This window comes from Flavobacterium terrisoli (assembly GCF_030167905.1).
In the GTDB taxonomy this organism is placed as follows: domain Bacteria; phylum Bacteroidota; class Bacteroidia; order Flavobacteriales; family Flavobacteriaceae; genus Flavobacterium; species Flavobacterium terrisoli.
The window spans coordinates 334406-360391 of sequence record NZ_JARGNA010000002.1 but is presented as its reverse complement, the minus strand read 5'-3'; the positions used below and the strand labels follow the sequence as shown (position 1 = coordinate 360391).

The following is a 25986-nucleotide window of genomic DNA, read 5'->3' as shown; positions in this document are numbered from 1 at the left end:
GTGCATTCGTGGTGAACTAAAATAAAAAAATGAGCAAATTAAAATTCATATTAAGTGGCGGCGGAACTGGAGGACATATTTATCCTGCGGTAGCAATTGCCAATGAATTGAAGTCTCGTTTTCCCGATGCAGAGTTTCTTTTTGTGGGTGCCAAAGACAAAATGGAAATGCAGAAAGTGCCTCAGGCAGGTTATAAAATCAACGGACTTTGGATTGCCGGTTTACAACGAAAACTGACCTTGCAAAACGCCATGTTTCCATTAAAATTGGTTAGCAGTCTATTGACTTCACGCCAAATATTAAAAAGTTTCAAACCCGATGTAGTCATCGGAACCGGCGGTTTTGCCAGCGGACCGTTATTGCAAATGGCAAATAGTCTGAACATACCAACAGTCATTCAGGAGCAAAATTCCTATCCGGGAATTACCAACAAACTGTTGAGCAAAAAAGCCAATGCAATATGTGTGGCTTATGAAAATTTGGAGCGATTTTTTCCAAAGGAAAAGATAGTTTTTACCGGAAATCCGGTACGTCAGGATTTGTTGGATGTGGAAACCAAAAGAAATGATGGTGTTGCCTATTTCAATTTGGATGCCAATAAAAAAACGCTTTTAATCCTTGGCGGAAGCCTTGGTGCCAGAAGGGTAAATCAGTTAATCGCAAAAGAATTGGATTTCCTGTTAGCCAGCGGTGTTCAGGTTTTTTGGCAATGTGGCAAATTGTATTTTGACGAGTACCAACATTTCAATGAAAGAGCCAATGTGCAAGTTGTAGCATTTATTGACAGAATGGATTTGATTTATGCGGCAGCCGATTTTGTGATTTCAAGAGCCGGAGCTTCATCTGTTTCTGAATTGTGTTTGGTTGGGAAACCAACGATTTTTATTCCGTCGCCGAATGTGGCCGAAGACCATCAGACCAAAAACGCCAAAGCCATTGTAGATAAAAACGGCGCGTTATTGCTAAAAGAAATCGAACTGGATGCAACGTTTGAAACCACATTTTCAGATTTGATTTCCAATGAAGATTTGCAAATCACGTTAAGCCAAAACATAAAAAAATTGGCCAAGCCAAACGCCACAAAAGACATTGTAGAAGAAATAATAAAATTGATCAAGTAAAGTGAATTTAAGCCAAATACATAACGTCTATTTCATCGGAATCGGAGGCATCGGAATGAGCGCTTTGGCGCGTTATTTCCAGAACATCGGTAAGAATGTTTCGGGTTATGACAAGACGCCAACGATGTTGACCGACGAGTTGATTGCCGGTGGTTTGGACATTCACTTTGAAGACAATATCAACATGATTCCGAAGGATTATTACGTTGAAAATACTTTGGTTATTGTAACACCAGCCGTGCCGATTTCTCATTCTGAATGGAATTACTTTTTGGAAAGAAATTATACCGTTAAAAAACGTGCGGAAGTATTGGGTATTATCACCAAAGACACTTTTTGTTTCGCCGTTGCCGGTACGCACGGAAAAACAACGACTTCGAGTATTTTGGGCCATATTCTTTACGAAAGCGGCGCAGATGTGACAGCTTTCCTGGGCGGAATCGTAGAAAATTACCATTCCAATTTAATCGGAAACGGCAAAACGGTTACAGTGGTCGAAGCCGATGAATTTGACCGTTCGTTCCTGCATTTGCATCCTGACATTGCCTGTGTAACCTCGATGGATGCCGATCATTTGGATATTTATGGTGATGCAACTGCCATTGAAGATTCGTTCCGTGAATTTGCCGATAAAGTAGAAGATAAAAATAACTTGTTTGTTCCCAATGGTTTGCCGCTCGAAGGCTTAACGATTGGAATTGATGACAACTCAACCTATAAAGCTTTCAACATCCGAATTGAAGACGGATTCTATGTTTTTGATGTGCAAACACCAACGGAAACGATTCGTGATTTAAAATTCGGTTTGCCCGGAAGACACAATTTGATGAATGCTTTGATGGCTTTAGCAATGTCTAAGACTTATGGCACCCCGACCGAGTCCATTGCTAAAGCCCTAGCTTCATTTAAAGGAATCCAACGCAGGTTTTCCTATCAGATCAAGACCAAAGAGTTGGTTTATATCGATGATTATGCGCACCATCCGACGGAAATTAACGCCGTGCATCAGGCGGTTCGCGAGTTGTATCCGAACCAGAAAGTGCTGGCCATTTTCCAGCCGCATCTGTTCAGCAGAACCAAAGATTTTGCCGATGATTTTGCCAAAAGCTTGTCGCAATTTGATGAAGTTTTACTGTTGGATATTTATCCGGCCCGCGAATTACCGATGGAAGGAATTACGTCAAGTTGGCTACTTTCCAAAATGGAAAATCCAAATAAAAAATTAGTTTCCAAAGGTGAATTAATACCGACAATTTTGAATAACAGCGCTAAAATAATTGTGACAATTGGCGCAGGAGATATTGGTGAATTGGTTCCAAAAATTAAACTGGCATTATCATGAAAGTATTTACTTGGACAAATATCAGATTAGTGTTGATGATTACGGTCGTAATCTTCCTGTTTTCGTTCACTTCGCATCGAAACGCCATGCGAAAAATAAGAAAAACAGAGGTTGTTTTTGTAGGTGAAAACAGTCTTTTTTTGAAGACTGAAATGGTTAATAAATTGTTAATAGAAAAAAATCAGGACCTAAAAACATTAAAAAAAGATGGGTTAGATTTGAATAAATTGGAAAAGTCCATCAACAATCATCAGATGATTCAGAAAGCTGATGTTTTTGTGAGTGTTGATGGTGTTTTAAAAGCGGTGGTGAAACAAAAAACACCAGTGGGAAGAGTGTTTGACGAGACGGGTTCTTTTTATATTGATTATGAGGGAAATAAAATGCCGTTATCAGATAATTACACAGCCAGAGTGCCGCTACTATCGGGGGAAATTACAGCAGTAAAAAAGGAGAAATTATCTGAAGTTTTAGGGATGATTGCGGAAGATGATTTTTTGAAAAAAAATATCATAGGTGTACAGGTTTTGCCTACCGGAAGCCTGATTATGGCGAACAGGAATTATGATTATCAAATCGATTTCGGGCAAACTATTAACATTGAAAGAAAATTCAAGAATTACAAAGCCTTTTTTCAGAAGGCGGTTTTAGATAGTACTTTGAACAAGTACCGAAGAATTAATTTGAAGTTTACCAAGCAAGTGGTGTGCATTAAATAGAAGATTATGGAAAAAGAGAATATTGCAGTCGGATTAGACATTGGGACAACCAAGATTGTAGCCATGATTGGCAAGAAAAATGAGTATGGGAAGTTGGAAATTTTGGGCGTCGGAAAATCCAAAAGTCTCGGTGTAGCTCGTGGTGTGGTAAATAACATTACCCAAACCATCCAATCAATCCAACAGGCAGTTCTTGAAGCGGAAAATAATTCAGGTTACAAAATAAACGATGTGGTAGTTGGTATCGCCGGACAACACATTCGCAGCATACAGCATACCGATTACGTCATCAGAACAAATCCTGAAGAAGTAATCAGCGGAAAAGATATCCAGTTGTTAATCGATCAGGTAAACAAATTGGCGATGCTTCCGGGTGAAGAAATCATCCACGTATTGCCACAGGAATTCAAAATCGACGGGCAATCCGAAATCAAAGAGCCCATCGGAATGTACGGCGGAAGATTGGAAGCCAGTTTCCACGTAGTGGTTGGACAAGCCTCTTCTATTCGTAACGTCGGAAGATGTATCCAGAGTTCAGGCATTGAATTATCCGGATTAACCTTGGAACCATTGGCTTCCGCTGATGCAGTTTTGAGTCAGGAAGAAAAAGAAGCCGGTGTCGCTTTGATTGATATTGGTGGTGGAACCACAGATTTGGCCATTTTTAAAGATGGTATCATTCGTCACACTGCAGTAGTGCCTTTCGGCGGAAACGTAATTACGGATGACATCAAAGAAGGTTGTTCAATCATTGAAAAACAGGCAGAATTATTGAAAGTAAAATTTGGTTCAGCGTGGCCGGGGGAAAATAAAGACAACGAAATTGTTTCGATTCCCGGTTTAAGAGGAAGAGATCCAAAAGAGATTTCGCTAAAGAATTTGTCGAAAATCATCCACGCCCGTGTGGTTGAGATTATCGAACAGGTTTTCACCGAAATCAAAGCTTACGGTCACGAAGATCCGCGAAAAAAATTAATTGCCGGAATAGTATTAACCGGTGGTGGTTCGCAATTGAAACACATCAAACAATTGGTGGAATACATCACAGGAATGGACACCAGAATTGGGTATCCAAACGAGCATTTGGCAGGCAATTCGGGTGAAGAAATTTCAAGTCCGTTATTTGCCACCGCAGTAGGATTGGTGATGAACAGCATCGAAAACAATTCAAACAGTGCGTACAAAATCGAGCTGAAAGAAGTGGTAGCTGAAGCACCAAGACCAGTGGCACAACAACCGGTTTTTGAACCCAAAGAAGAAGTTTCAACAATAGTGGAACAACACGTTGAGGAAAAAGTAGAAGCCGAAACCACAGAAGGCAAAATAAGAAGATCATTTTTTGATCGCTATGTGGACAAGATTAAAGATTTTTTAGATAACGCAGAGTAATTTTAGATTAAAAAGAATAAATACCTAACACCAAAATAGTATGATAAGCAACTCAGAATTTGGAAGCATCTCATTTGATTTACCAAAGAATCAATCAAATGTGATAAAAGTAATCGGTGTTGGTGGCGGCGGAAGTAACGCTATCAATCACATGTTCAAACAGGGCATAAAAGGAGTTGATTTTATAGTTTGTAATACAGACTCACAAGCGCTTCAAAACAGCCCGGTACCAAACAAAATCCAGTTGGGTGTAAACTTAACCGAAGGTCTTGGCGCAGGGGCAAATCCTGACGTTGGACAACAATCCGCTTTGGAAAGTGTTGGCGACATTGAAAAAATGTTGGACAGCAATACCAAAATGGTATTCATCACTGCCGGTATGGGCGGTGGAACCGGTACAGGTGCTGCTCCGGTGATCGCACAATTGGCAAAAGAAAGAGACATTCTTACGGTAGGTATCGTTACGATTCCTTTCCAGTTTGAAGGTAAAGTTCGTTCCGAACAAGCGTTGTTAGGTGTTGAAAAATTAAGAAAACAAGTTGATTCTTTGATTGTTATCAATAACAATAAATTGAGAGAAGTTTATGGAAACCTTGGTTTTAAAGCTGGTTTCTCTAAAGCTGATGAAGTGTTGGCTACGGCTTCCCGTGGTATCGCGGAAGTAATTACGCACCACTACACCCAAAACATCGACTTAAAAGATGCTAAAACCGTATTGTCCAATAGTGGTACTGCCATTATGGGTTCTTCTATAGCAACCGGTGATAACCGTGCTAAGGAAGCCATCATCTCGGCTTTGGATTCTCCTTTGTTAAATGACAATAAAATCTTCGGTGCTAAAAACGTATTGTTGCTTATCGTTTCGGGCTCCAGCGAAATTACTATCGACGAAATTGGTGAAATCAATGACCACATCCAATCTGAAGCGGGCTTTAATGCCAACATCATTATGGGAGTTGGTGAAGATGAAACCCTGGGTGAAGCCATCGCAGTAACGATTATTGCTACAGGTTTTAACGTAGAACAACAAAACGGAATCGTAAACACGGAAGCTAAGAAAATTGTTCACGCTTTGGAAGACGACCAGAAATTGGTTCGCGACCTAACGCAAAAACCGGTGGAAGTTTTTCAATCAATAGTTGAAGCTCCTAAAGCTGAAGCAGTTGAAGAGAAAATCGTATTCGAATTAATCGAAGAAGAACTAGATGTTCCGGTAATAGAAACACCAGTAGTAGCTCCGGCTGCCATTGATGACAACGAGCTAATCGCGATGAACCAATTCATCCGCAACCTGGATGTGACTTTCGAAATCGTATCGCCAATTATGGACATCGATTACAAAGTAACCACTCCGGAAGTTAGAGAAATACAAGTGGTTGAGCCACAAAATATCGTAGAAGAAGAGCAAATCACTTTCACTTTTGATATGCCGGCTGCCATGCCAACATTTGAAAGAGTAGAAGCTGTGGAAGCAGTGGAACCGGTTGAAGCAGTTGAAGAAAGCAGAATTGTTTTTGATTTGTCTGCAGATGCTAACGATATCGTGGTCAACGAACCGGTACAATTCGTTCCTGTGACTGAATTGAACGAAGGTGGCGTAATCAAATATTCTTTGGAAGAATACATGGAGTTGGAAAACGACCTGCTCAACTCAAAACCGGCGGCTAAAACCGTGGTGGAAGAGCCAATCGCAGAGGAATTGAACATTACTATGAAAGTGGAAACCGAAAAACCACAAGCGGTAAACTATTTCGACGAAGTATCTCCGGTAGAAATGACCATCGAAGAAACGTTGAAACACAGAGCCGACGAAAGAAGAAGAAAATTAAAAGAGTTCAATTATAAGTTCCACAACAATCCATCAAGAATTGAGGAATTGGAAAAAGAACCGGCATACAAACGCCTTGGTGTTGACCTGTCAAACAACGCCGACAATAGTTCAAACTCAAGAATGTCTTTGGGAACTGATAGTAATGATGATTTACAAATCAGAACCAACAACTCATTCCTGCACGATAATGTAGATTAGTCTGCCATTTTTTCTAATCTGATGACCCGAAAATTTCACTGAGATTTTCGGGTTATTTTTTTTAACTTCGCAGTGCTTTTTTGGGAGCGGAAAGTTTGGGTTGTTTCAGTAATCCATTTTCCTGCTATCCGCGCTACAGGGTAGCTTGCTGCTATCAGGGCTAAAAGCAAACCATAGTTCAAAATTTAAAACCATAATACAATGAGTTTAGAAACACAAATCATGGACGAAATGAAAAACGCCATGAGAGCCAAAGACACGGTCGCTTTAGAAGCGTTGAGAGCCATCAAATCGGGAATTATTTTAGCCAAAACCGAAGCCGGTGCCAGCGATACCTTGTCTGCGGATGATGAAATCAAATTATTGCAACGTTTGGTAAAACAAAGAAAAGACAGCGCTAATATTTATACCGAACAAAACCGTGCCGACTTAGCTGAGCCTGAATTGGCACAAGTAGCGGTTATCGAAAAATTCCTTCCGGCACAATTGTCAGAGGCAGAAGTTGAAACTGCTGTGGCTGCAATCATCGCTGAAGGTGGTTTTTCAGGAATGGCATCGATGGGTCAGGTTATGGGGAAAGCGTCAGCAGCCTTAGCCGGTAAAACCGATGGAAAAACCATTTCGACTATTGTTAAAAAATTATTGGCATAATTCAGATTGTTAGACTACTTAGAAAGTTAGATGTCTTAGATTTATCTAACTAATTAATCTAAAAATCTAAGTAGTCTAACCATCTAAAAATGGCTCTGTAGCTCAATTGGATAGAGCACTGGATTTCGGCTCCAGCGGTTGAAGGTTCGACTCCTTTCAGGGTCACAAATTAAAAAAGCACTCCATGGAGTGCTTTTTTAATTTAAACCTAACGCAAATTTATAGCTTGTTGAATAATTTATCAATATTCTTTTTGCTTAACCATACCGTTATTCCTCCTTCTTCTCCATTGTTATAACTGATCTTCATTTTCACGGTAGCCATATTCATCTCTTTTTTATACTGAAGGCTCACAGTTTCATTAGGCAATTCTATCTTAATGTCTTCTTTCGGTAAAGACGTAAAGCCATCGTTGATGACCGTATAGAATCCTTCCAGAGCGCCATCGATATCCTTAAAACTGAAGGTTTTGAATTCAGCAAATCCGGGTTTGTTGTAGTTCTGGTATTTAAAGGTGACCAAATCACCGGTTTTCGTAAGTTCCACGGTACTCAAAGTTGGTGTTCCCACTTTACCGATAACGATTGGTTTTGCTTCAGCCTTGGCAACCTTTATTTGGGCATTGGCTGCAAAGACAAGGAATAGAAACGATAATGATATTAATTTCTTCATAGTGTTGTAAGTTTTGATAAAAGTAAAAAAAAAATCTTATTCGTTGAAATAAGAATCTTCAGTACTTCATTAAGCTCAAGTAATCGTTCACTTTTTTTATATCTTTAGCCAATGGAAGTTATCATGTTATTTGTGCTGGGAGCAGCTTTTCTTTACTTCTTCATGTTTATCATGAGTTTACTGGATGATATTTCAATTGCGATTTTTCAAAAGCCACTTTTTGTCCATTTGTATTTCAATCCCAAAAAGATAGCTCCGGAAGAGGAATTTTTTCTCAGGCAGAATTTTCCTTTCTATCAAAAACTTTCAGAAAAGGAAAAGATTTATTTCCATCATCGCCTAAGTAGTTTTAAGGAAACCTATCAACTTATCCCAAGGGAAAATTTCCTAATCAACAGAGAAGTTCAGACCTTGGTTGCCGGAACTTATGTGATGCTGACCTTTGGAATGAGACATTACCTGATTAATTCATTTGACAAAATAATCATTTATCCTGGAGAATATCGTTCCAGTCAAAGCGATGAATACCACAAAGGAGAATTCAACCCGAGATTGAAAGCGGTTGTTTTTTCCTGGAAAGATTTTGTAACAGGATTCGAAATAAACAATGACAACTTAAATCTAGGCATTCATGAGTTTTCCCATGTGGTACATCTTCACAGCCTGCGTGGTAATGACGGCAGTTCTTTGGTTTTCCGAAAGCATTACAAACGATTGTATAAAGAAGTAAATCATCCGCCCAACCGACAAAGATTAATCGATTCGGACTATTTCAGAATTTATGCTTTCACCAATCAGTATGAATTCATTTCGGTTATCATTGAGCATTATTTTGAAACGCCCAATGAATTTAGAACGCAATTCCCGGAACTGTTTGAGCATGTGAGCAAAATGCTCAATCACAAACATTAATGCCTACCAGAATATCGTATACAAAGCGGTCAAAATAAATACAATTACCAGCGACCCAACGACAAATCCCGGTGACATTCTGAACATCGTTTTATCTACCTCCAAACCATTTGGTTGAATCCCTTTTTTGTTTTCATAGGTACTGATAAAGTACATTCCAATGATACAAAGCGCAAAGACAAATCCCATGCGGTCAATAAACGGAATCTCATAAACACCTTCAGCATTTGGTACTGCAAATCCCATCGGGTTTAGGAATGATAAATCGACAAATGCAGGCATTACAGTAAAAAGAATGGAAAGGGATAATCCACCAATCATGGCAAATAAAGCCGCATTCGAAGTGGTTTTCTTCCAGAAGAAGCCAAGAATGAACATCGCAAAAACGCCAGGACTTACTAAACCGGTCCATTCCTGAATAAATTGAAAACCACCTTTTTTATCAATGCCTAAAAACGGAGCAATCACCAGAGCGATTATCATTGCGGTAAGTATGGTCATCTTTCCGATTTTCACCAATTTCTTTTCGCTCGCTTCTACATTGATTTTTTCCTTGTAGATATCAAGCGTAAAAATAGTAGCAATACTGTTGGCTTTTCCGGCTAAGGATGCGACAACTGCAGCAGTTAAAGCCGCAAATGACAATCCTTTTAGCCCAACCGGTAATAAGTTCAATAAAATAGGATAAGCCCTGTCGGGATTCACACTCCCGTTTTGTAGCATTTCGTTTTGGAAGTGACCGTTTTGATATAATACAAATGCGGCAATTCCCGGTAAAACGACGATTACAGGCATTAAAAGTTTTAAGAAAGCCGCGAACAAGATTCCGCTACGGGCCGTCTTTAAATCGGCGCCCAAAGCTCTCTGCGTGATGTATTGGTTGCAACCCCAATAATTCAGATTGATAATCAACATACCGCCAATCAAAACAGACCATCCCGGTAAAGCCATATAATTCTCATTCGACTTGTCAAAAATCATGTGAAAATGATCACCCGCTTTTTCCTGCATAAGCCTAAACCCATTAAAAACACCGCTGGAACCAAATTCATCCGCGACTAAATTCAACGCCAAATAAGTCGTGACCAATCCACCTAAAATCAAAAAGAACACCTGGATTACATCGGTATAACCAATTACTTTCATGCCGCCCAACGTAATCATCATGGCAAAAAATGCCAAGAAGATCATACAGAATGTAATGTTCAAACCAGAAATGCTGCTAATCGCCAACGCGCCCAAATAAAGGATTGAGGTTAGATTGACTATTACATAAAGCAACAACCAAAACACCGCCATAATCATCGCCACATTACTGTTGTAGCGTTTGTTCAGGTATTGCGGCATCGTGAAGATTTTGTTCTTTAGATACACCGGCATAAAGAAAATAGCAACGATAATCAATGTGGCTGCCGACATCCATTCGTAAGTGGCAATAGCCAATCCCATTTTGAAACCACTGCCGCTCATTCCGATAAACTGTTCCGCACTGATATTACTCGCAATCAATGAAGCGCCAATCGCCCACCAAGTCAGCGAACCTTCAGCCAGGAAATAATCGTTACTGCTGGTTTGGGCTTTCTTTTTTCGGTTGTAAATCCAAAATCCATATCCGACAATAATGACGAAATAAAGCAAGAAAACAATATAATCTTGGGTGGCTAGGGTTTGCATATTAGTTGGTTTTAGTTTTGTAATGCGTATTTGGTAAGTCTCTTAAAATTTTGGCACTCTGTTCGGGTGAAATGTCGCGTTGTGCTTCGCCCAGCATTTCGTAGCCTACCATGAATTTCTTTACAGTCGCACTGCGCAACAATGGTGGGTAAAAATGCATGTGAAAATGCCATTCCGGATGCGAAACCCTATCGGTTGGTGCTTGGTGAATTCCGGCAGAATAGGGGAAAGACGTTTCAAAAAGATTGTCGTATTTCACGGTAATACCTTTGATAATTTCTGCAAAAGCCTTGGTTTCTTCATTGCTCATCGCGATGATATTCCCAAAATGGCGTTTGCTGATAATCATGGTTTCATAAGGCCAAGTGGCCCAAAAAGGAACCAAAACCACAAAATGTTCGTTTTCCAAAACGATGCGCTCTTCTTTTTTGAGTTCTTCGTCCAGATAGTCTTTCAGTAAACTTGTTTTGTTTTTTTCGTAATAGGCGCGAAGGTTTTTTTGCGTTCTTTCCACTTGGGTTGGTAACGAGGATTGCGCCCAAATTTGTCCATGCGGATGCGGATTGCTGCAACCCATAACGCTTCCTTTATTTTCAAAAATCTGAACGTAATTGATGTAATCATGACTGCCCAGCTCGATGTATTGTGCGGCCCAGGTTTGGACTACTTTTTCGATGGCTTCTACTTCCATCTCAGGTAAAGTCAGATTGTGTTTTGGCGAAAAGCAAACGACTTTGTTGATGCCGCGTTCCGGTTTTAATTGGAATAAAGATTGTGTTTTGCCTTCAAAATTGACTTCTTCCTGAAGCAAAGCCGAAAAGTCATTTTCAAAGGCATAGCAATCGGTGTAATCGGGATTTTTTACGCCATTGGCACGAACATTTCCCGCGCACAAATAGCAATCCTTGTCGTGTTCTGGACGATTGTCTTCATGAACCGTTTCTTTTTGGCCTTGCCACGGACGCTTGGCGCGATGTGGTGAAACCAATATCCATTCGTCAAGCAAAGGATTGTATCTTCGGTGTGGATGTTCGTTATTGTTGAATGGTGTCATTGTTCGTTTTGTAAAGTGAAGTGCCTTTTGAAATTTTTACTTTATAAGGTTTCAATTCGATGCCAAAGGCGTTTCGGTATCGTTGTGATATGCGTTCGATTAAGTCATTTTCTGTTCCTTTTTCAATCAGATTGATAGAACAACCGCCAAATCCGCCGCCCATCATTCGTGCACCTAAAACCGATTTTTCGTGTTGCACGGCATCAACTAAAAAGTCAATTTCGGCACAACTTACTTCGTATTCTTTGGACAAACCTTCATGGGTTTCCGACATCAATTGGCCTAGTTTTTTGAAATCAGAAATGGTCAAAGCTTCCGCGGCATCTAAGACGCGTTGGATTTCTTTCACCACAAAATGACAGCGTTTGAAAATGGTTTTGCCCAATTGTTCATTGAGTTCCAAAACCATTTCTTCGGTGCAATCCCTGAAGGTTTTTACATTCGGAAAATTCTTTTTTATGATCGCCAATCCTTTTTCGACTTCCTGTCTTCTCACATTATAACCCGAAGTCAAATGCGTGTGTTTTACATTGCTGTCCAATAAAAGTAGCGAATATTTCTTGAAATCGGCTTTGTAATACTCATATTCCAAAGTGTTGCAATCGAGTTTGATTACGCTGTTTTTCTCCCCAAAAACGGAAGCAAACTGATCCATAATGCCACAGTTTACACCGGCAAAGGTATGCTCTGATTTCTGACCAATCAACGCAATTTCTTCTTTGGTTAAACCCAATTGAAACATTTCATTCATCGCAAATCCAACGCCACATTCCAATGCCGCGGATGACGAAAGTCCGGCGCCCATTGGAATGGTACTGCTGAAAACCATATCAAATCCGTTCAGATTATAACCTCTTTTTTTAAGTTCGTGTAGAACGCCCAGTATATAATTCGCCCACATTTTTTCGATGGGTTTTAGCTCATTATTCAAGTCAAATTTGAAGGCTTCGTTGAGATCTTTGGCAATAAGGGTGCAATGCGAATCGTTGTTTTTGGAAACGGCAAAACAAATGTATTTGTTGATGGCGGCCGGCATTACAAAGCCGTCGTTGTAATCCACGTGCTCGCCAATAATATTGATTCTTCCCGGAGAAAGAAAAATGTTTTCGGGCAATTTTTGAAGGATTTTTTCAAAATGTTCCGTCGTATGTTGGATGAGTTTCTTCTTCATTATTTCACTAAAGTTATTGTGGCAGAAGCCGATTTTAATCCGTTTGCTTTGGCTTCTAATTTTATTGAACCAGCTGTTTTTCCAGCTAAAATGATTACTTGGCATTTTCCGTTGAAAGCACTTCTTTGCCACATGCCGTCTTTGCATTTGTCCGGTTCGTGCGAACTTGGATCACCATTGCCTACGCCAATGATTTTGGCATCGCCGGTGAGATAAAACTTCACCATGTTATCGGCAACCGGAACTTCACGTCCTTTGTCATCAGTAATTGAAATATTGACTACTGTAGCATCTTTTCCGTCGGCAGTTAAAAAGTTTTTGTCCGGAGTTAAAACTACATTGTAAGCTACACCAGTAGTTTCTATTTTTGAAGTCAGTTTTTTACCTTTTTTGTAACCAATGGCTTCCAGTGTTCCCGGTTCGTAATTTACGGTCCAGTTCAAATGGCTATTTCTTGGCATTACTTTTTTGCCCAAACTTTTGCCGTTCAGGAAAAGTTCTACTTCATCGGCATTCGAGTTTACCCAGATATCGATTGGTTTACCTACTTTTTCCGGCCAGTTCCAATGTGGAGAAATGTGTAAAACGTCTTCGTTGGTCCACCAACTTTGATAGTAATAGTAAATGTTTTTCGGGAAACCGCAAACATCTATAATTCCGAAGTGCGAACTCACATTCGGCCATTTATAAGGCGTTGGTTCGCCGCGATAATCAAAACCTGTCCAGACAAACCCGCCCAACCAATAGTCGTTTTCAGCGGCGAGTTTCCACCAGTCTTCGGCTTTGCTTGCCCACCATGGCGCGGTGATGTCCTGATCGGGAACATAAGCCCTGATTTCGTCTTTTTCATAAATCCCGCGAGTGGTAACGGTACTTCCCATTTCGGTTCCCAGCAAAGGCTGATTCGGATGGTCTCTGTGGTAATCGGCAACTGCAAATTGGCGGTAATTAAAACCGCGAATCGGAATTACTTCGTTTACACCATTAAATTCATTACCCATATCAGCGGCATAAGTGCTGGTTCTTGAAGGATCGAGTTCTTTTTGTTTGGCCAAAAGCGTTTGTGCAATTTTTTTACCGTGTTCGGTTTTTTGAATCCAGCCTTCCTCGTTTCCAATAGACCAAAGAAATACAGAAGGATGATTTCTGTCTCTTAGAATTAGTCTTTCGAATTGGTCCATATATTCCGGACTGCTGTTGAGTAATCGTTGTTCGTTTAAAACCAACATTCCCAAACTGTCGCAAGCTTCCAAAAGTTCTTTAGTTGGTGCATTGTGACTCGCACGGTAAGCATTCGAACCTAATTTTTTTAATAATTTGATGCGGTAATATTGCATATAATCGGGTAACGCACTACCAATTCCGGCATGATCCTGATGGTTGTTTGTGCCTTGTATTTTGAGGTGTTTTCCATTTAAAAAGAAACCGTCTTTGGCATCAAATCTCACACTTCTGACGCCAAATCGGGTTTTGGTTTGATAGACAATTTCACCATTTTGTTTCACGACAGAAAATGCTTTGTACAAATATGGATTGTCCAAATCCCATAAGCGGACATTGTTTACATTCAGTTTTTGTTTAATTGTAGATTTACCATTCACTGCAAGCGATAATTTTTGTTCGCCGGTTTTGGCCAATATTTTTCCATTTCTATCAGTGATATAGGAATAAACAATGCATTGCGAAGGATTCAGGTTTTTATTTTCAACCGTAGTTTCAATATTGACTGATGCGTTTTTGCCTTTTACTTTGGGAAAGACGTATAATCCACCTTCAGGAATGAATAAGTTGTTGTATTGGTTTAACCAAACGTGGCGGTAAATTCCGGCGCCTTCGTAGAACCAGCCTTCATATTGCGTAGCATCGACTCTTACGACGATTACATTTTCCTTGTCGAAATTCATATAGTCAGTAATATCATAAGAAGCACCGACATAGCCGCTCATATTCGTGCCCACGAAAAAACCATTAATCCAAATAGATGCGTTTCTGAAAATACCGTCAAATTGGATTTGGAATCGCTCATTTGCCTCTTTTTTATCTACTGTGAAATGTTTGCGGTACCAACCAATGCTGGTTTCCGGATATAATCCGCCAACCGGTTTGTAACCGTGTGATTCTACATCGAAACTCGGAGAATATTCAAAAGGTAATTCCACAGCCCAGTCGTGTGGTAAGTTTACATTAGTCCAAGTACTGTCGATAAATTTTGGATCAATTGCCGTTTTAGCAGCGCCACCGGATTTAGAGAAAATCGTGGCTGTACTGTAATTGAAATCCTTATCAGGATTGGCTGCATGACCAAAATGAAACTTCCAGCCTTCGTCAAAATTGATTTTTTTCTGTGCATTTGAAAACACAAAACAGAGTAAAAGGGGTATTGATAGAAATAATTTTTTATACATGTGATAAGTATTAATTTTCTTTAAAAGCATCCAATGCCGGAGATGGTTTTCCGTCGGCTTGCCAAGCGCTTAGGGCATAATGGCTCCAGCTTCTGGCGCCTTGTGGTTCCCAGTATAAAACACCAATTCCGTTATTGTTTGGAACATTTTTTACCGCTTTGATTGTTGCGGCTAAAAGTTCGTAGGTGTTTTGCACTTTATCGTCTTCGCCGCCCACTTCCACGACCATCACTTCTTTACCGTAGCGTTTGGCCATGTCGTTTAGATTGAATTGTAAATCGGCGATGGTTTCAGAATAGTCTTTTTTAATCCAATACGGATAGTAAGATAAACCAATTACATCATATCTCACTTTTTGTGCCGTGGCATTGTCGAAAAAGGTTCTGAATTTGGCATTGTTGTTTCCTTCATCGACATGGACAATGACTTTTATTTTTTTGTCAACCGCTTTTACAGCATCATAACCTTTGTTTAATAGTTGTCCTAGTTGGTGCCAATTGTCCGTGCTACCTTCCGGCCACATCATGCCGCCGGGGATTTCGTTTCCGATTTGCACCCATTCCGGTGTAACTCCGGCCACTTTTAACGCATTGATTACGTCAAAAGTGTGATTATAGACATCATTTAATAATTCGGGGAAAGAGTGTTTTTCCCAGGCTTTGGGTTTGAATTGTTTTGCCGGATCTGCCCATGAATCGGAGTAGTGGAAGTCAATCATTACTCGCATTCCCATTTTTTTTGCACGTAAAGCCATTGCCACTGTTTCTTCTTTGCTGCAATGCCCACTGGCTTTATCATCAGAAGGATTTACCCAAACGCGCAGCCGAATTGAATTCATGCCGCGGTCTTTTAGTAGCTGCAGGCAATCTTTTTCTTTACCGTCGGCATCATAAAATTTATAACCGGTGGCTTCCATTTGAGGCAGCCAACCTACATCAGCGCCTTTAGCGAAAGAGTTATTTTGACTAACGGCTTTTGTATTGCTGCAAGAAGTGATTAGCAATGATAAAAGCGCAATTTTGAGTATAGTTTTCATAATTATAGATTTTCAAATTTAAATGTAGTTTGGTGCAAATATTCTTCATCTTTTCTCAAAATAGAATTTGGAAAATGACTATGATTTGGCGCGTCAGGGAAGTTTTGGGCTTCAAAACAAATGCCACTGGTCGGGTGATAATTGGCATTTTCTTTTCCTTTTATCTGACCAAAACAATTACCGCCAACATAGATATGAACTGCGGGTTGATTGGTAACGACTGTCATTTTTATTTTGGTTTTTTCACTATAAAGCGTTGCGGCTTCCCAGCCTTCTAAAACAAAAGTATTGTCGATAGATGTTGGACAATCTTTAGCCGAAGAGTAATCGAAAGCATGATTTTTTAAATCGGTATAATTTCCGGTTGGAATCAGCTCATTTGTGGTTTCTAATATTTTTTTTGCATTGACAGACAATTTTTGACCACCAATGTCTTTGGCATGTCCGTCAAGGTTGAAATAACTGTGTTGGGTCAAGTTGACGATAGTGTCTTCATTTGATTTTGCCCAAAAAGTTACTTTTAATTCGTTGTTTTCGGTTAAAGTATAAGTCACTTTCACCTTTAACTCTCCGGGGAAATTCTCTTCGTTATGAGCACTGGTGTATTCTAAAGTGATAGAAGGATTAGGCTTTTCGTTGATTGAGGTTACTTCCCAAAATTTTCTGCTGAAACCATTCAATCCACCGTGAATTTGATGTGAATTGTGGTTTTTAGAAAGTTCTATTTTTTTTTCATTTAATGAGAAGGATGCATTATTGATTCTGCCGGCATATCTTCCGACAACCGTTCCGAGGTAAGGTGCGCTTGGTAAATCAAAGGAGTTGATATAATCTTCTAATGTATCAAAACCCAAAACCACATCGGTTTTTTTTCCATTGGAATTCGGAATTTTTATAGCCGTAATCGTTGCACCATAATTGATTACGGAAAATTCTATCCCGTTTTGGTTAGTCAAAGTATAGCGTAAAACTTCATTATTGTCGGGTGTAAAACCAAGCAATTTCGTATTTTTAGAGCTGTTAATTTGTGAAATTTTATTTTTTATCATGACTTTTTTATCAATCTGATAACGAAATTATTGTTTTATCTTTTTCATCCATACCACTACCTACCAGTTTTTTTGTAACTTACCACCAGTTAATTATAATTAGATGAAAATCATCAACATAAACCCTCAGTCCGCTCAGCCCAAATACAAACAAATTGTATTATCGGTGGAAATGGCTATAGCGGAAAAGCGATTGAGACGCGATGAGAAATTGCCTTCAGTAAATAAAGTGAGTTTGGAGTTTTCCATTTCGCGCGATACTGTTTTGCTGGCGTATGACGAATTGAAAAAAAGAGGCATTATTTATGCAGTTTTGGGGAAAGGTTATTATGTGAAAAGCGTTGAATTTACTTTAGAGCAAAGGATTTTTCTGCTTTTTGATGAGTTGAATGCGTTTAAGGAAGATTTGTACACTTCCTTTCTTTATCATGCCAATAAGAACTTCCAGATTGATATTTTCTTTCATCATTTTAATTTGGACATGTTTAAAAAACTGGTTAATGAGAGCAAAGGGAATTATTCAAAGTATATCATCATGCCATCCAATCTTGATGTTGCTTCTGAAATTATAAAGACGATGCCTTTGAATGATACTTACATTTTGGACCAAACCAATGAAGCTTTGATTGATTATCCGGCAGTTTATCAGGATTTTGTGACTGATATGTATGATGCGCTAATGAATGGATTGGATAAAATTAGAAAGTATGATGAGTTGATATTGATATTTCCCGGAAATAAGGAACCGATTGGAATGGTAACCGGTTTTCAAAAATTCTGTGCGGAAAATAATTGCCGGCATTCGGTAATTTCAACTTTTGAGAATGATGAGATTAAAAAAGGAAGTTTGTTTATCATTCCGAGTGACAGGCATTTGGTCAATGTGATTGAACAAGCCAAAATTCAGAATCTTGTTTTGGGAATTGATTATGGAATTATATCATACAATGATACTTCGCTCAAAAAAGTGGTGGAAAATGGGATTACAACTATTTCAACTGATTTTAATGAAATGGGAAAAATTTTGGCTGAAATGATTAATACTAATTTGAAGTTGCACATCAAGAACAACTCCAAATTAATACTAAGGCATTCTATTTAGAATTATACTGTGGTGATTTTTTTCAAATCAGCGATGGTTTGTATTGGATTTTGAGCTTTGAAAACAAAGTTTCCGGCTACCAAAACATCAGCTCCGGCTTGAACTAATTTTTTAGCGTTTTTATCGGTTACGCCGCCGTCAATTTCGATAAGCGTTGAAGCATTTTTGCGGATGATTAACTCTTTTAACTTCTCTATTTTTGAGTAAGTGTTTTCAATAAAAGATTGTCCGCCAAACCCGGGATTCACGCTCATCACACAAACCAAATCAATGTCTTTAATTACATCTTCCAAAAGCGCCACATTAGTATGAGGATTCAAAGCCACCCCAGCTTTCATGCCTTCGGCTTTGATGGCTTGTAATGTTCGGTGTAAATGAGTACAGGCCTCGTAGTGAACAGTTAAAATATTGGTGCCTAAAGCAGCAAAAGTTTTGATGTATCGGTCAGGATCAACAATCATTAAATGAACATCAATTGTTTTTTTGGCGTGTTTTGAAATCGCTTCTAAAACAGGCATTCCGAAAGAAATGTTCGGAACAAAAACACCATCCATGATGTCGATGTGGAACCAATCGGCTTCGCTGGCATTAATCATTTCAATATCGCGTTGAAGATTAGCAAAATCGGCTGCAAGAACTGACGGTGCAATAAGGGTATTTTTCATTTTAAAAAGTTTGTGTTGTTGGTGCAAAGATACTTTTTTGCCACGAATGCACGAATTTAATTTTGGTAACTATTTGGGCTTCCATAAAAAGTAAAACTCCGGGAACTCGAGAGTGAAACTCGAACAGACTGGAGTTTTATTTGCCGTGCAAAAAATAAAACTCCGGTAATCAGCCGGAGTTTCAATCATCAATCAAAAAACGAACAGTTAATCAGACTGTTGTTATCGTTATTAGGATTAACCTAAATATGTTTTTAAAATTTTACTTCTTGAAGTATGCTTTAATCTTCTAATCGCTTTTTCCTTAATCTGACGAACACGCTCACGGGTTAAATCGAAAGTTTCTCCAATTTCTTCTAAAGTCATTGGGTGTTGGTCACCTAAACCAAAATACAAACGCACAACGTCTGCTTCTCTTGGAGTTAAGGTTTCTAAAGAACGCTCAATTTCGGTACGCAATGATTCGTGAATCAATTCACGATCTGGATTTGGTGATTCACCTGAACGCAAAACGTCATATAGGTTAGAATCTTCTCCTTCTACAAGCGGTGCATCCATTGATAAGTGACGACCAGAGTTTTTCATAGACTCTTTTACGTCATTTACAGTCATGTCTAATTCTTTTGCAATTTCCTCAGCAGAAGGTGCGCGCTCATTAGATTGCTCTAATAAAGCATACATTTTGTTGATTTTATTGATAGAACCAATTTTATTCAAAGGCAAACGTACAATACGAGATTGCTCAGCTAAAGCTTGAAGTATAGATTGACGAATCCACCATACCGCATAAGAAATGAATTTAAAACCACGGGTTTCATCAAAACGTTGTGCCGCTTTAATCAAACCTAAGTTTCCTTCATTAATCAAATCGGGAAGCGTTAAACCTTGATTTTGGTATTGCTTAGCTACAGAAACCACAAAACGCAAATTAGCTTTGGTTAATTTCTCCAAGGCTCTTTGATCTCCGGCTTTTATTTTTTGTGCTAATTCAACTTCTTCATCGGCAGTAATTAAATCTACTTTTCCAATCTCTTGTAGGTACTTGTCTAAGGAAGCAGTTTCACGGTTAGTTACCTGCTTGGTTATTTTGAGTTGTCTCATTTACTTTTTCTCCTTTACTTTAAAGTGTTCAGGTGGTTATACGTTGCAAAAAACAAAAAAGTTACAAAAGCATAATGTTTTTTTAATCAAATCTATCTTTATACTTCTTAAATAGGCTATTCATTACTAATAATACTACACCAACGCCTAATAAAACCAAAGCCCTGATTAAGAAATCGGTATTAGATAAATCAAAGAACATTAATCTGACAACACAAAGGCCGACCAATGATAATGACACATAGCGGAAGTATTTTTCCTTGAGCAATATACCTAAAATCAGTAAGCCTAAAGCTTCCAAAATCCAGAAGAATGTCAACACGCCTTTGTCAAACGAAAGGAATAAGAAGCAACCAATACTCAGTGTTGCCGGATAAATCATGAGGCTGTTTTTAAGGGCAAATTCTTCCATCCATTTGTATGCCAAATAAATATAAATGCCCAAAAGCAAAAATATCAGAAGATAAACCGTCAAGAAGTCAGGTTCGTAAAATTTGAAACTGATAAAGCCCAAATGCAAATTGGCCAATAAATAATAAACAATGCTGATGTTTTTTTGTGGCGTAATTTTTCGGAAGTAGAGGAAAAGATTTAAGATAGCCGTTGCAGCCCAAAATACCGGAAGCCATTTGTGTTCCAACTGGCAGAACATAATGATTGACAGCCATAGATTCAGTACAATTTGGTAGTTGGTTTTTAACTTTTCGATTTCCTCTTTTTTGCTCAAAAGAAAAACAAATGCAATTCCCATGGCTACACTTCCCAATTGCAATGCCCAATCCGGCAAATCAAAGCTGTTGAGTTTGTCAACGCTATGGAAGATGGAAATAACAATTCCCAAAAAGCCAATACAGGTAGCCGTGTGAAGATCAATTTTGATTTTCTCAGTTGAAATCAGCCAGTAATTCAGTAATGCCAATCCCATAAACAACACCGGAAGATAATTTAATTCTACTTGGATAAACAGTAAAACGACTATCCAGAAATTTTGAAGATGCGGCAATGTTGTTGAGAAAAGATTGCTCTTTCCTTTTTCGGTTTTAGATAATAAGTAGTAATAGCCAACCGAAATCAAAATACTGACAGCCTGAGTAATGTACAGTATGGTTTTGTTTATCGAGTCAACATTGTCAATCGACTGGTAAATTGAAAAGGCAATCGTGCCGATTATCATTAAAAATGCATAATTACTATAACGCTTAAATTCTTCGAATTTTTGGAACGAAAGGAAAGCTATGATGGTCAAACCAGATAAAAGCAACGTTGTGTATTCGGTTTGGATACAGAAAAAACCGAACAAAAGCGCATTGTAGAGTAATAATTCAGAGTTTAGAAGATTAAAGTTATTCCAAATTGAAATTGCTTTTTCTGATTGGTTTCGAATTCTTTTAGCAAATAAAACGTAAGCTTCTATAATAGAAATTCCGAGGCAAGTCAGACCGAGTTCGGTATTGGTAAGTTGTGAGGCATTCCAGAACAAAATGAAACTTCCCATGAAGGCTAAGACGTAATAGAAAATATAAAGCAGTGTTTCATTTTCGTTGCCCAAATATTTCTTTTTAAAGTTATACCACAAAAATTCGTGATTGAGCAAGGCAATCCCAAACAAACTGAAAACCGGAAGAATATAATAATCCGATAAATACTTGAAAGATAATACCACTAAGGCAATATTCAATCCTACGATGCATAAAAACGGAATGATAAATAAGTTGTCGTAAAAGCGTTTCTGTGTCCAGTTGAAACTAATGACAGCCAATAATCCTAGGAAGAAAATCAAATCGGCATATGATTTTTCCTGAGTATTCAATATAAGTATTCCGGTCAACAGATTCGCCCCTAAAAAGAATACTCTTCCAATATCAAATGTTTTTGAATCGTAAGTTCTTTTGAGCAAACACCAAAGCAGGCCTAAAATGATGACAGCATAATAAAATGAATTTCCAACAATGTCGTTAAGGCGTAAAATGACAAACAACGAAAAAACGATGGATAGCAATCCGTTCAGGCTCAAACTATTTTCGCCATAAAACGAATCAACAGTCAGGAAATCTTTCTTAATCGAGGTGAATACCGTTACTAAAAGCGCAATGACCGAAAGCGCAATGGATGTTGCCAAAGCATTGGTGATTTGACCGGCTGCCAATGAATCGCTTATCATCAAAGCGCAGAAAATGATCAGCGCAACACCGATAAAATGATTGATGCCAAGGAATATTTTATACAACAAAGCTTCTTTTTGTTGGTAAACCACAAACAGGCAAGCAATGGTCATTAAATATAGGATGCAGGCAATAATATCAAAACCGACAGACCAATCATTGAGCATGATGATACTCAGCGAACAAAGAATAAACGCGATCATTCCGTCCAGGTTGTAAAGCCAAAATATTTTTTTCTGCCTGGCTTTGACTGCCATAAAGAAGCAAATAATTGCTCCGGCAAACAGGATGAAAGTCTTGAAATGACTTCCGGTTGAATGTAAAATCAAGCCAATGGCAAATAAAATCCAATTGGTCAAATGCGTGATAAAAGCGGCTTTGTCAAAATGGGTGTTTTCATAAACGCTTCGGTATTGCATAAACATGCAACTCGCCGAAACCATTACAATGCCTAGAATAGCGAGGATATTTTCGGTTGCAGACAAAGAAGTGCCTTCGGCGTTGAACCAAATGTCAAAAATGATAAAAGCACCAATGACAATCAGCAAGTGATATTCCCATTTTTCCTTATAGGACAAAATAATTCCGATGGTTGATGTAATTGCGGCCAAAATAAAAGTGACCAATAACTTCTCTGGGATGACACATAAAATCAGGATGCTCAAAATCACGTGAAGTGATAGAAATGATTGTTTTTTGATAATATAACCAACATACAAATTAAGCGCAATTCCCAGTCCGATTAAGGAATAACCAAATACATTATTGTGAATAAAAGTCAGCGGCTCGATTTGCGAAGCGCCAAAACAGCCAAACAAAAACAAACTCGCGCCCGCGCTTCGCAGCCAAAGCCCGGTTTTGGTCCATTTTTCCTTTTTCTCCAGAAAATAATAAGCACCAATCAATAATCCGGCATAAGCCCATAAGATTAAAACCCTGTAAAGCGGTGCCACTTTTAAAGCCGTATAAATACTCAAATAACCAATTCCAAGTACCATAATGGCAGTTCCGAGAATTCCGGTCCAGTTGTCAGCAAATTGTTTTTCGGCTTTTTTCATGAAAATGGAGAAAGCACTTTCTTCATAGACTTTCTTTTCAAAATCTTTTTCAGGATGAGCTTCAGTTTCGAAGGTTTTGGCCTTTTCGTATCTTGGCAACGGATGGCTTTCATAATTGAGTATCGGTAATTGCTTCGCCAATTCGCTTTCGCTCGGGTCCGGAGTTTTGGGTTCTTCAACTACAGGTTGCGCTTCCTGAACTGGAATATCAATAGGAGTAACAGTTGTAATTTGCTCTTCGATTATGGTCTCAGGAACAATTATTTCCGGAGCCGTTGGCTTGATTTCTTCGGTTGAAGGCTTATGTTCAAAAGATTTTTTGAGTTCTTCGATTTCATTTTTCAAATGAGACAAATCTGTTGAATATCTCTCCAAAATGGATTTAAGAAACTTATTGTCACTCTTTAAATTACTGAAATTAATAAATAAGATAATGATGCAAATGGCTAAGACGAAAATAATAAATCCCATAAGTACTGTTTTGAGTAAATCAAATATAACTATTTAATCAGATGCAAATCAAAAACCCCGATTCAAAAAGAGAATCGGGGTTTTATCTTTCAACTAACTTCAATTTATTTATCTATTAAAGCATATCTGAAGCCGATATGCAGGCCAAAATAGTAAGGCTTGTAATCACTTTTTTCAAATGAAATCGCTTGATAATTCAGCGTTGGTTCCAGGAAAAATGTTGTTTTATTGAAAATTTTATAATCGACACCAAAACCTATATTGGTTGAAACTGAAGTCTCTAACAGGCCTTTGGTTCTACCAATGTTCTGGGTATATCCGTTATCGGTTTTAATGGTTACTGTATCATCGTTGCGAATAACAAAGCTAAATCCAACAATGGCATGCATCCCAAATTTTTTGTCAAGAAAGCGGTATCTCATTTCCAACGGGATTTCGGTATAGGTTATATTCTGTGTAATGTCCATCGTTTCCGCGCCGTTTGAAGCAGCAAGGATAGATTGGTTGTTGATTCCGGGCTTGTACTTAATGCCGCTATAATTCGCCGTATCTATTATGGCGTCTTTGGTGGTATAGTTCAGTTTTATTCTACTGTAACCAATACGGATAAGCACTTTTTCGGTCAATTGGTAACTCAATCCGAAACCATAATTCATTTCAATATCCGTTGAGGTGGCATTGGCATTCAAATCTTTGTCTAAAGTTGAGAAATTGGAAAAATAGCCATAATGCGTTGGTGATACAAAGGTATCTACATAAAATTTGGTAAAACCAGGATCAGTTTTAGTGCTGTCTTTCTCTTTTTTTTCTTCGGGTTTCAGCGTTTTTTTCTTATTTTCTTTTTTGGAGGCAACAAGCGAATCGGTTTTTTTGCTGTTGATTTCTGCGGTTTTATCTGCCGAAGCATTGTTTTGTAATGAGGTTGGGTCAAAAAGGGTTGTGTTATCCGTAGTTGTTTTGGTTTCCTTTAGGCTTGAAAGATCTGTTTCCGCTTTAGATTGTTTTTGGCCATTTTTGGCCGATTTTTTAGTGCCGGCTTTAGCCAATTGATTGGCTTTAGCTTTGCTCAATTTGCCTTTGTTTTTTGTGCCTTGGGTGTTTTTTGTTGCTTTTGAATAATTGGATTTCGAATTATTGCTTTTGCCGGCTTTGGCATTCGTTTTTTTGTTTTTACCGTTTACAGAATTGTATTTTGTGTTATTGCTTTCTTTACCGGCATTATTTTTTGTGCGATTGCTATTTTTGTTGTCAATGGCATTTTCGCTGTCCGCAACAGTATTATTGTCAGCGCCTAATTTGTGACCATCGGTTTCAGTATTTCCTTCAGCAGCATTGGTTGTGTTTGTATTTCCGTCGCCTGATTTCTCCGTGTTTGTATATCCGTCATTACCATTAACGATAATTGATTCCTTAGAATTATTTGGCAAAGCCGAATCAAATCCACCATTTTGATCATAAACATACCAAGCGGCAATCGCTCCGATAAGAAGCAACCCGATGGCTTTTGTCCAAAAGAAAAAGAAAGCAAATCTTCGTTTTTTCTTCTTTTGAAGTTCGTAACTGATGCCACTCCAAACGTTTTCCCTTGGCGTCTTGTCCAGGGAACTCAGCTTGTCGCTAATGGCTTTTCCGATATCTTTTTTATTTTCCATATTTCATACTCATATCATGGACTGATATATTTTTTTTTATCTGTTCTTTCAAAATCATTTTGGCCCTGTGCAAGTTTGATTTTGAAGTGCCAACAGTTATATTCAGCATTTCGGCTATTTCGGCATGCGAATAGTTATCCAACTCATATAGGTTAAAAACAAGTCTATATTGGTTGGGTAAGTTTTGAATCAGCGAAAGAATTTGATCTAATGAAAATTCATCCAGTTCGTTTTCAGTAACATCAGTATCGGGGAAATCTGTTTCCTTGATTGGTGCTAACTGATAGGCCTTTTTATAGCTATTGATGGCTTTATTGATGGTGATTCTTTTCATCCAGCCTTCAAAGGAACCTTTGCCGGTATACTGTTTAATGTTGGTGAAAATTTCAATAAAAGCATTGTGCAAATTGTCTTCGGCTTCCGCTTCGTTTTGGCAATACTTTAGACTTAGCACAAAAAGAGTGTTCTTATACAAGTGGTATAATTCTTCTTGTGCTTTGCTGTTTTGCTTTCGGCAGGCCTTTATTAAATCTTCTAAACTCAAAAAACGG

Annotated in this window: 20 protein-coding genes and 1 tRNA gene; 9 read left to right on the top strand and 12 right to left on the bottom strand. The window is 38.5% G+C overall.

What is annotated here, in order from left to right; genetic code table 11:
• The first annotated feature begins 29 nt into the window (after nt 1-29).
• The 7 genes from murG (at nt 30) to P1K33_RS03575 (ending at nt 7416) form a co-directional block, all read left to right on the top strand.
• Nucleotides 30-1121 (top strand): undecaprenyldiphospho-muramoylpentapeptide beta-N-acetylglucosaminyltransferase, encoded by a 1092-nt coding sequence (gene murG / locus P1K33_RS03605; RefSeq protein WP_284651499.1) that lies wholly within the window; start codon nt 30-32, stop codon nt 1119-1121.
• A gap of 1 nt (nt 1122) precedes the next feature.
• Nucleotides 1123-2463, top strand: coding sequence for a UDP-N-acetylmuramate--L-alanine ligase (gene murC, locus P1K33_RS03600; protein WP_284651497.1), 1341 nt, complete (start codon nt 1123-1125; stop codon nt 2461-2463).
• Nucleotides 2460-3182, top strand: coding sequence for a cell division protein FtsQ/DivIB (locus tag P1K33_RS03595; protein ID WP_284651495.1), 723 nt, complete (start codon nt 2460-2462; stop codon nt 3180-3182). Before murC ends, P1K33_RS03595 begins: the two co-directional genes overlap by 4 nt.
• Nucleotides 3183-3188: 6 nt before the next feature.
• Nucleotides 3189-4571 (top strand): cell division protein FtsA, encoded by a 1383-nt coding sequence (gene ftsA, locus P1K33_RS03590; RefSeq protein ID WP_284651494.1) that lies wholly within the window; start codon nt 3189-3191, stop codon nt 4569-4571.
• Nucleotides 4572-4611: 40 nt separating this feature from the next.
• Nucleotides 4612-6600, top strand: coding sequence for a cell division protein FtsZ (gene ftsZ / locus P1K33_RS03585; protein WP_284651493.1), 1989 nt, complete (start codon nt 4612-4614; stop codon nt 6598-6600).
• 201 nt (nt 6601-6801) lie between these two features.
• Nucleotides 6802-7251, top strand: a complete 450-nt coding sequence (locus tag P1K33_RS03580; RefSeq protein WP_284651492.1) for a GatB/YqeY domain-containing protein — start codon at nt 6802-6804, stop codon at nt 7249-7251.
• 91 nt (nt 7252-7342) lie between these two features.
• A tRNA-Arg gene (locus tag P1K33_RS03575) sits at nt 7343-7416 on the top strand.
• A 54-nt stretch (nt 7417-7470) separates the two neighbouring features.
• Here the strand turns inward: P1K33_RS03575 and P1K33_RS03570 are convergent.
• A complete protein-coding gene (locus P1K33_RS03570; protein ID WP_284651491.1) occupies nt 7471-7923 on the bottom strand; it encodes a hypothetical protein in 453 nt (150 codons plus the stop codon).
• Nucleotides 7924-8034: 111 nt separating this feature from the next.
• Here P1K33_RS03570 and P1K33_RS03565 point away from each other — a divergent pair, with 111 nt between their 5' ends.
• Entirely contained in the window at nt 8035-8835 is an 801-nt protein-coding gene (locus P1K33_RS03565; protein ID WP_284651490.1) for a zinc-dependent peptidase, read from the top strand.
• 3 nt (nt 8836-8838) lie between these two features.
• Here P1K33_RS03565 and P1K33_RS03560 read toward each other — a convergent pair whose 3' ends face one another.
• The 6 genes from P1K33_RS03560 to P1K33_RS03535 are packed head-to-tail and all read right to left on the bottom strand — an operon-like array spanning nt 8839 to nt 17224.
• The gene (locus P1K33_RS03560) at nt 8839-10509 is read right to left on the bottom strand and encodes a sodium/sugar symporter (protein ID WP_284651489.1); all 1671 of its coding nucleotides are present in this window, start codon (nt 10507-10509) and stop codon (nt 8839-8841) included.
• Between the two features lies 1 nt (nt 10510).
• Nucleotides 10511-11563, bottom strand: a complete 1053-nt coding sequence (locus P1K33_RS03555) for a UDP-glucose--hexose-1-phosphate uridylyltransferase (RefSeq protein WP_284651488.1) — start codon at nt 11561-11563, stop codon at nt 10511-10513.
• Entirely contained in the window at nt 11544-12734 is a 1191-nt protein-coding gene (gene galK / locus P1K33_RS03550; protein ID WP_284651486.1) for a galactokinase, read from the bottom strand. The genes P1K33_RS03555 and galK overlap by 20 nt, the downstream gene beginning before the upstream one ends.
• Complete coding sequence (gene galA, locus P1K33_RS03545) at nt 12734-15094, bottom strand: beta-galactosidase GalA (protein ID WP_284651484.1); 2361 nt, start codon at nt 15092-15094, stop codon at nt 12734-12736. Before galA ends, galK begins: the two co-directional genes overlap by 1 nt.
• 55 nt (nt 15095-15149) lie before the next feature.
• Entirely contained in the window at nt 15150-16175 is a 1026-nt protein-coding gene (locus P1K33_RS03540) for a glycoside hydrolase family 53 protein (RefSeq protein ID WP_284651483.1), read from the bottom strand.
• Nucleotides 16176-16177: 2 nt separating this feature from the next.
• On the bottom strand, nt 16178-17224 hold the full coding sequence (locus tag P1K33_RS03535) for an aldose epimerase family protein (RefSeq protein WP_284651482.1): 1047 nt from the start codon (nt 17222-17224) through the stop codon (nt 16178-16180).
• A gap of 103 nt (nt 17225-17327) precedes the next feature.
• On the opposite strand from P1K33_RS03535, the gene P1K33_RS03530 reads away from it, so the two are divergent.
• The gene (locus tag P1K33_RS03530; protein ID WP_284651480.1) at nt 17328-18326 is read left to right on the top strand and encodes a GntR family transcriptional regulator; all 999 of its coding nucleotides are present in this window, start codon (nt 17328-17330) and stop codon (nt 18324-18326) included.
• Between the two features lie 2 nt (nt 18327-18328).
• Here the strand turns inward: P1K33_RS03530 and rpe are convergent, their stop codons facing one another.
• The 5 genes from rpe to P1K33_RS03505 form a co-directional block, all read right to left on the bottom strand.
• Entirely contained in the window at nt 18329-18991 is a 663-nt protein-coding gene (gene rpe, locus P1K33_RS03525) for a ribulose-phosphate 3-epimerase (protein ID WP_284651479.1), read from the bottom strand.
• 237 nt (nt 18992-19228) lie between these two features.
• Nucleotides 19229-20092 carry a sigma-70 family RNA polymerase sigma factor gene (locus P1K33_RS03520; RefSeq protein WP_121311792.1) on the bottom strand — a complete coding sequence of 288 codons (864 nt, stop codon included), beginning with the start codon at nt 20090-20092 and terminating at the stop codon, nt 19229-19231.
• 82 nt (nt 20093-20174) lie between these two features.
• Entirely contained in the window at nt 20175-23783 is a 3609-nt protein-coding gene (locus P1K33_RS03515) for a DUF2339 domain-containing protein (RefSeq protein ID WP_284651478.1), read from the bottom strand.
• A gap of 104 nt (nt 23784-23887) precedes the next feature.
• Nucleotides 23888-25435, bottom strand: a complete 1548-nt coding sequence (locus P1K33_RS03510; protein ID WP_284651476.1) for a hypothetical protein — start codon at nt 25433-25435, stop codon at nt 23888-23890.
• Nucleotides 25425-25979, bottom strand: a complete 555-nt coding sequence (locus P1K33_RS03505) for an RNA polymerase sigma factor (protein ID WP_284651475.1) — start codon at nt 25977-25979, stop codon at nt 25425-25427. The genes P1K33_RS03510 and P1K33_RS03505 overlap by 11 nt, the downstream gene beginning before the upstream one ends.
• Nucleotides 25980-25986: the final 7 nt, after the last annotated feature.

What these genes read in the sequence shown, in the direction of transcription:
- murG (WP_284651499.1), top strand. Translation starts at nt 30, where the DNA reads ATGAGCAAATTAAAATTCATATTAAGTGGCGGCGGAACTGGAGGACAT.
- P1K33_RS03595 (WP_284651495.1), top strand. Translation starts at nt 2,460, where the DNA reads ATGAAAGTATTTACTTGGACAAATATCAGATTAGTGTTGATGATTACG.
- ftsA (WP_284651494.1), top strand. Translation starts at nt 3,189, where the DNA reads ATGGAAAAAGAGAATATTGCAGTCGGATTAGACATTGGGACAACCAAG.
- ftsZ (WP_284651493.1), top strand. Translation starts at nt 4,612, where the DNA reads ATGATAAGCAACTCAGAATTTGGAAGCATCTCATTTGATTTACCAAAG.
- P1K33_RS03580 (WP_284651492.1), top strand. Translation starts at nt 6,802, where the DNA reads ATGAGTTTAGAAACACAAATCATGGACGAAATGAAAAACGCCATGAGA.
- P1K33_RS03570 (WP_284651491.1), bottom strand. Translation starts at nt 7,923, where the DNA reads ATGAAGAAATTAATATCATTATCGTTTCTATTCCTTGTCTTTGCAGCC.
- P1K33_RS03565 (WP_284651490.1), top strand. Translation starts at nt 8,035, where the DNA reads ATGGAAGTTATCATGTTATTTGTGCTGGGAGCAGCTTTTCTTTACTTC.
- P1K33_RS03560 (WP_284651489.1), bottom strand. Translation starts at nt 10,509, where the DNA reads ATGCAAACCCTAGCCACCCAAGATTATATTGTTTTCTTGCTTTATTTC.
- P1K33_RS03555 (WP_284651488.1), bottom strand. Translation starts at nt 11,563, where the DNA reads ATGACACCATTCAACAATAACGAACATCCACACCGAAGATACAATCCT.
- galK (WP_284651486.1), bottom strand. Translation starts at nt 12,734, where the DNA reads ATGAAGAAGAAACTCATCCAACATACGACGGAACATTTTGAAAAAATC.
- P1K33_RS03540 (WP_284651483.1), bottom strand. Translation starts at nt 16,175, where the DNA reads ATGAAAACTATACTCAAAATTGCGCTTTTATCATTGCTAATCACTTCT.
- P1K33_RS03535 (WP_284651482.1), bottom strand. Translation starts at nt 17,224, where the DNA reads ATGATAAAAAATAAAATTTCACAAATTAACAGCTCTAAAAATACGAAA.
- P1K33_RS03530 (WP_284651480.1), top strand. Translation starts at nt 17,328, where the DNA reads ATGAAAATCATCAACATAAACCCTCAGTCCGCTCAGCCCAAATACAAA.
- rpe (WP_284651479.1), bottom strand. Translation starts at nt 18,991, where the DNA reads ATGAAAAATACCCTTATTGCACCGTCAGTTCTTGCAGCCGATTTTGCT.
- P1K33_RS03520 (WP_121311792.1), bottom strand. Translation starts at nt 20,092, where the DNA reads ATGAGACAACTCAAAATAACCAAGCAGGTAACTAACCGTGAAACTGCT.
- P1K33_RS03515 (WP_284651478.1), bottom strand. Translation starts at nt 23,783, where the DNA reads ATGGGATTTATTATTTTCGTCTTAGCCATTTGCATCATTATCTTATTT.
- P1K33_RS03510 (WP_284651476.1), bottom strand. Translation starts at nt 25,435, where the DNA reads ATGGAAAATAAAAAAGATATCGGAAAAGCCATTAGCGACAAGCTGAGT.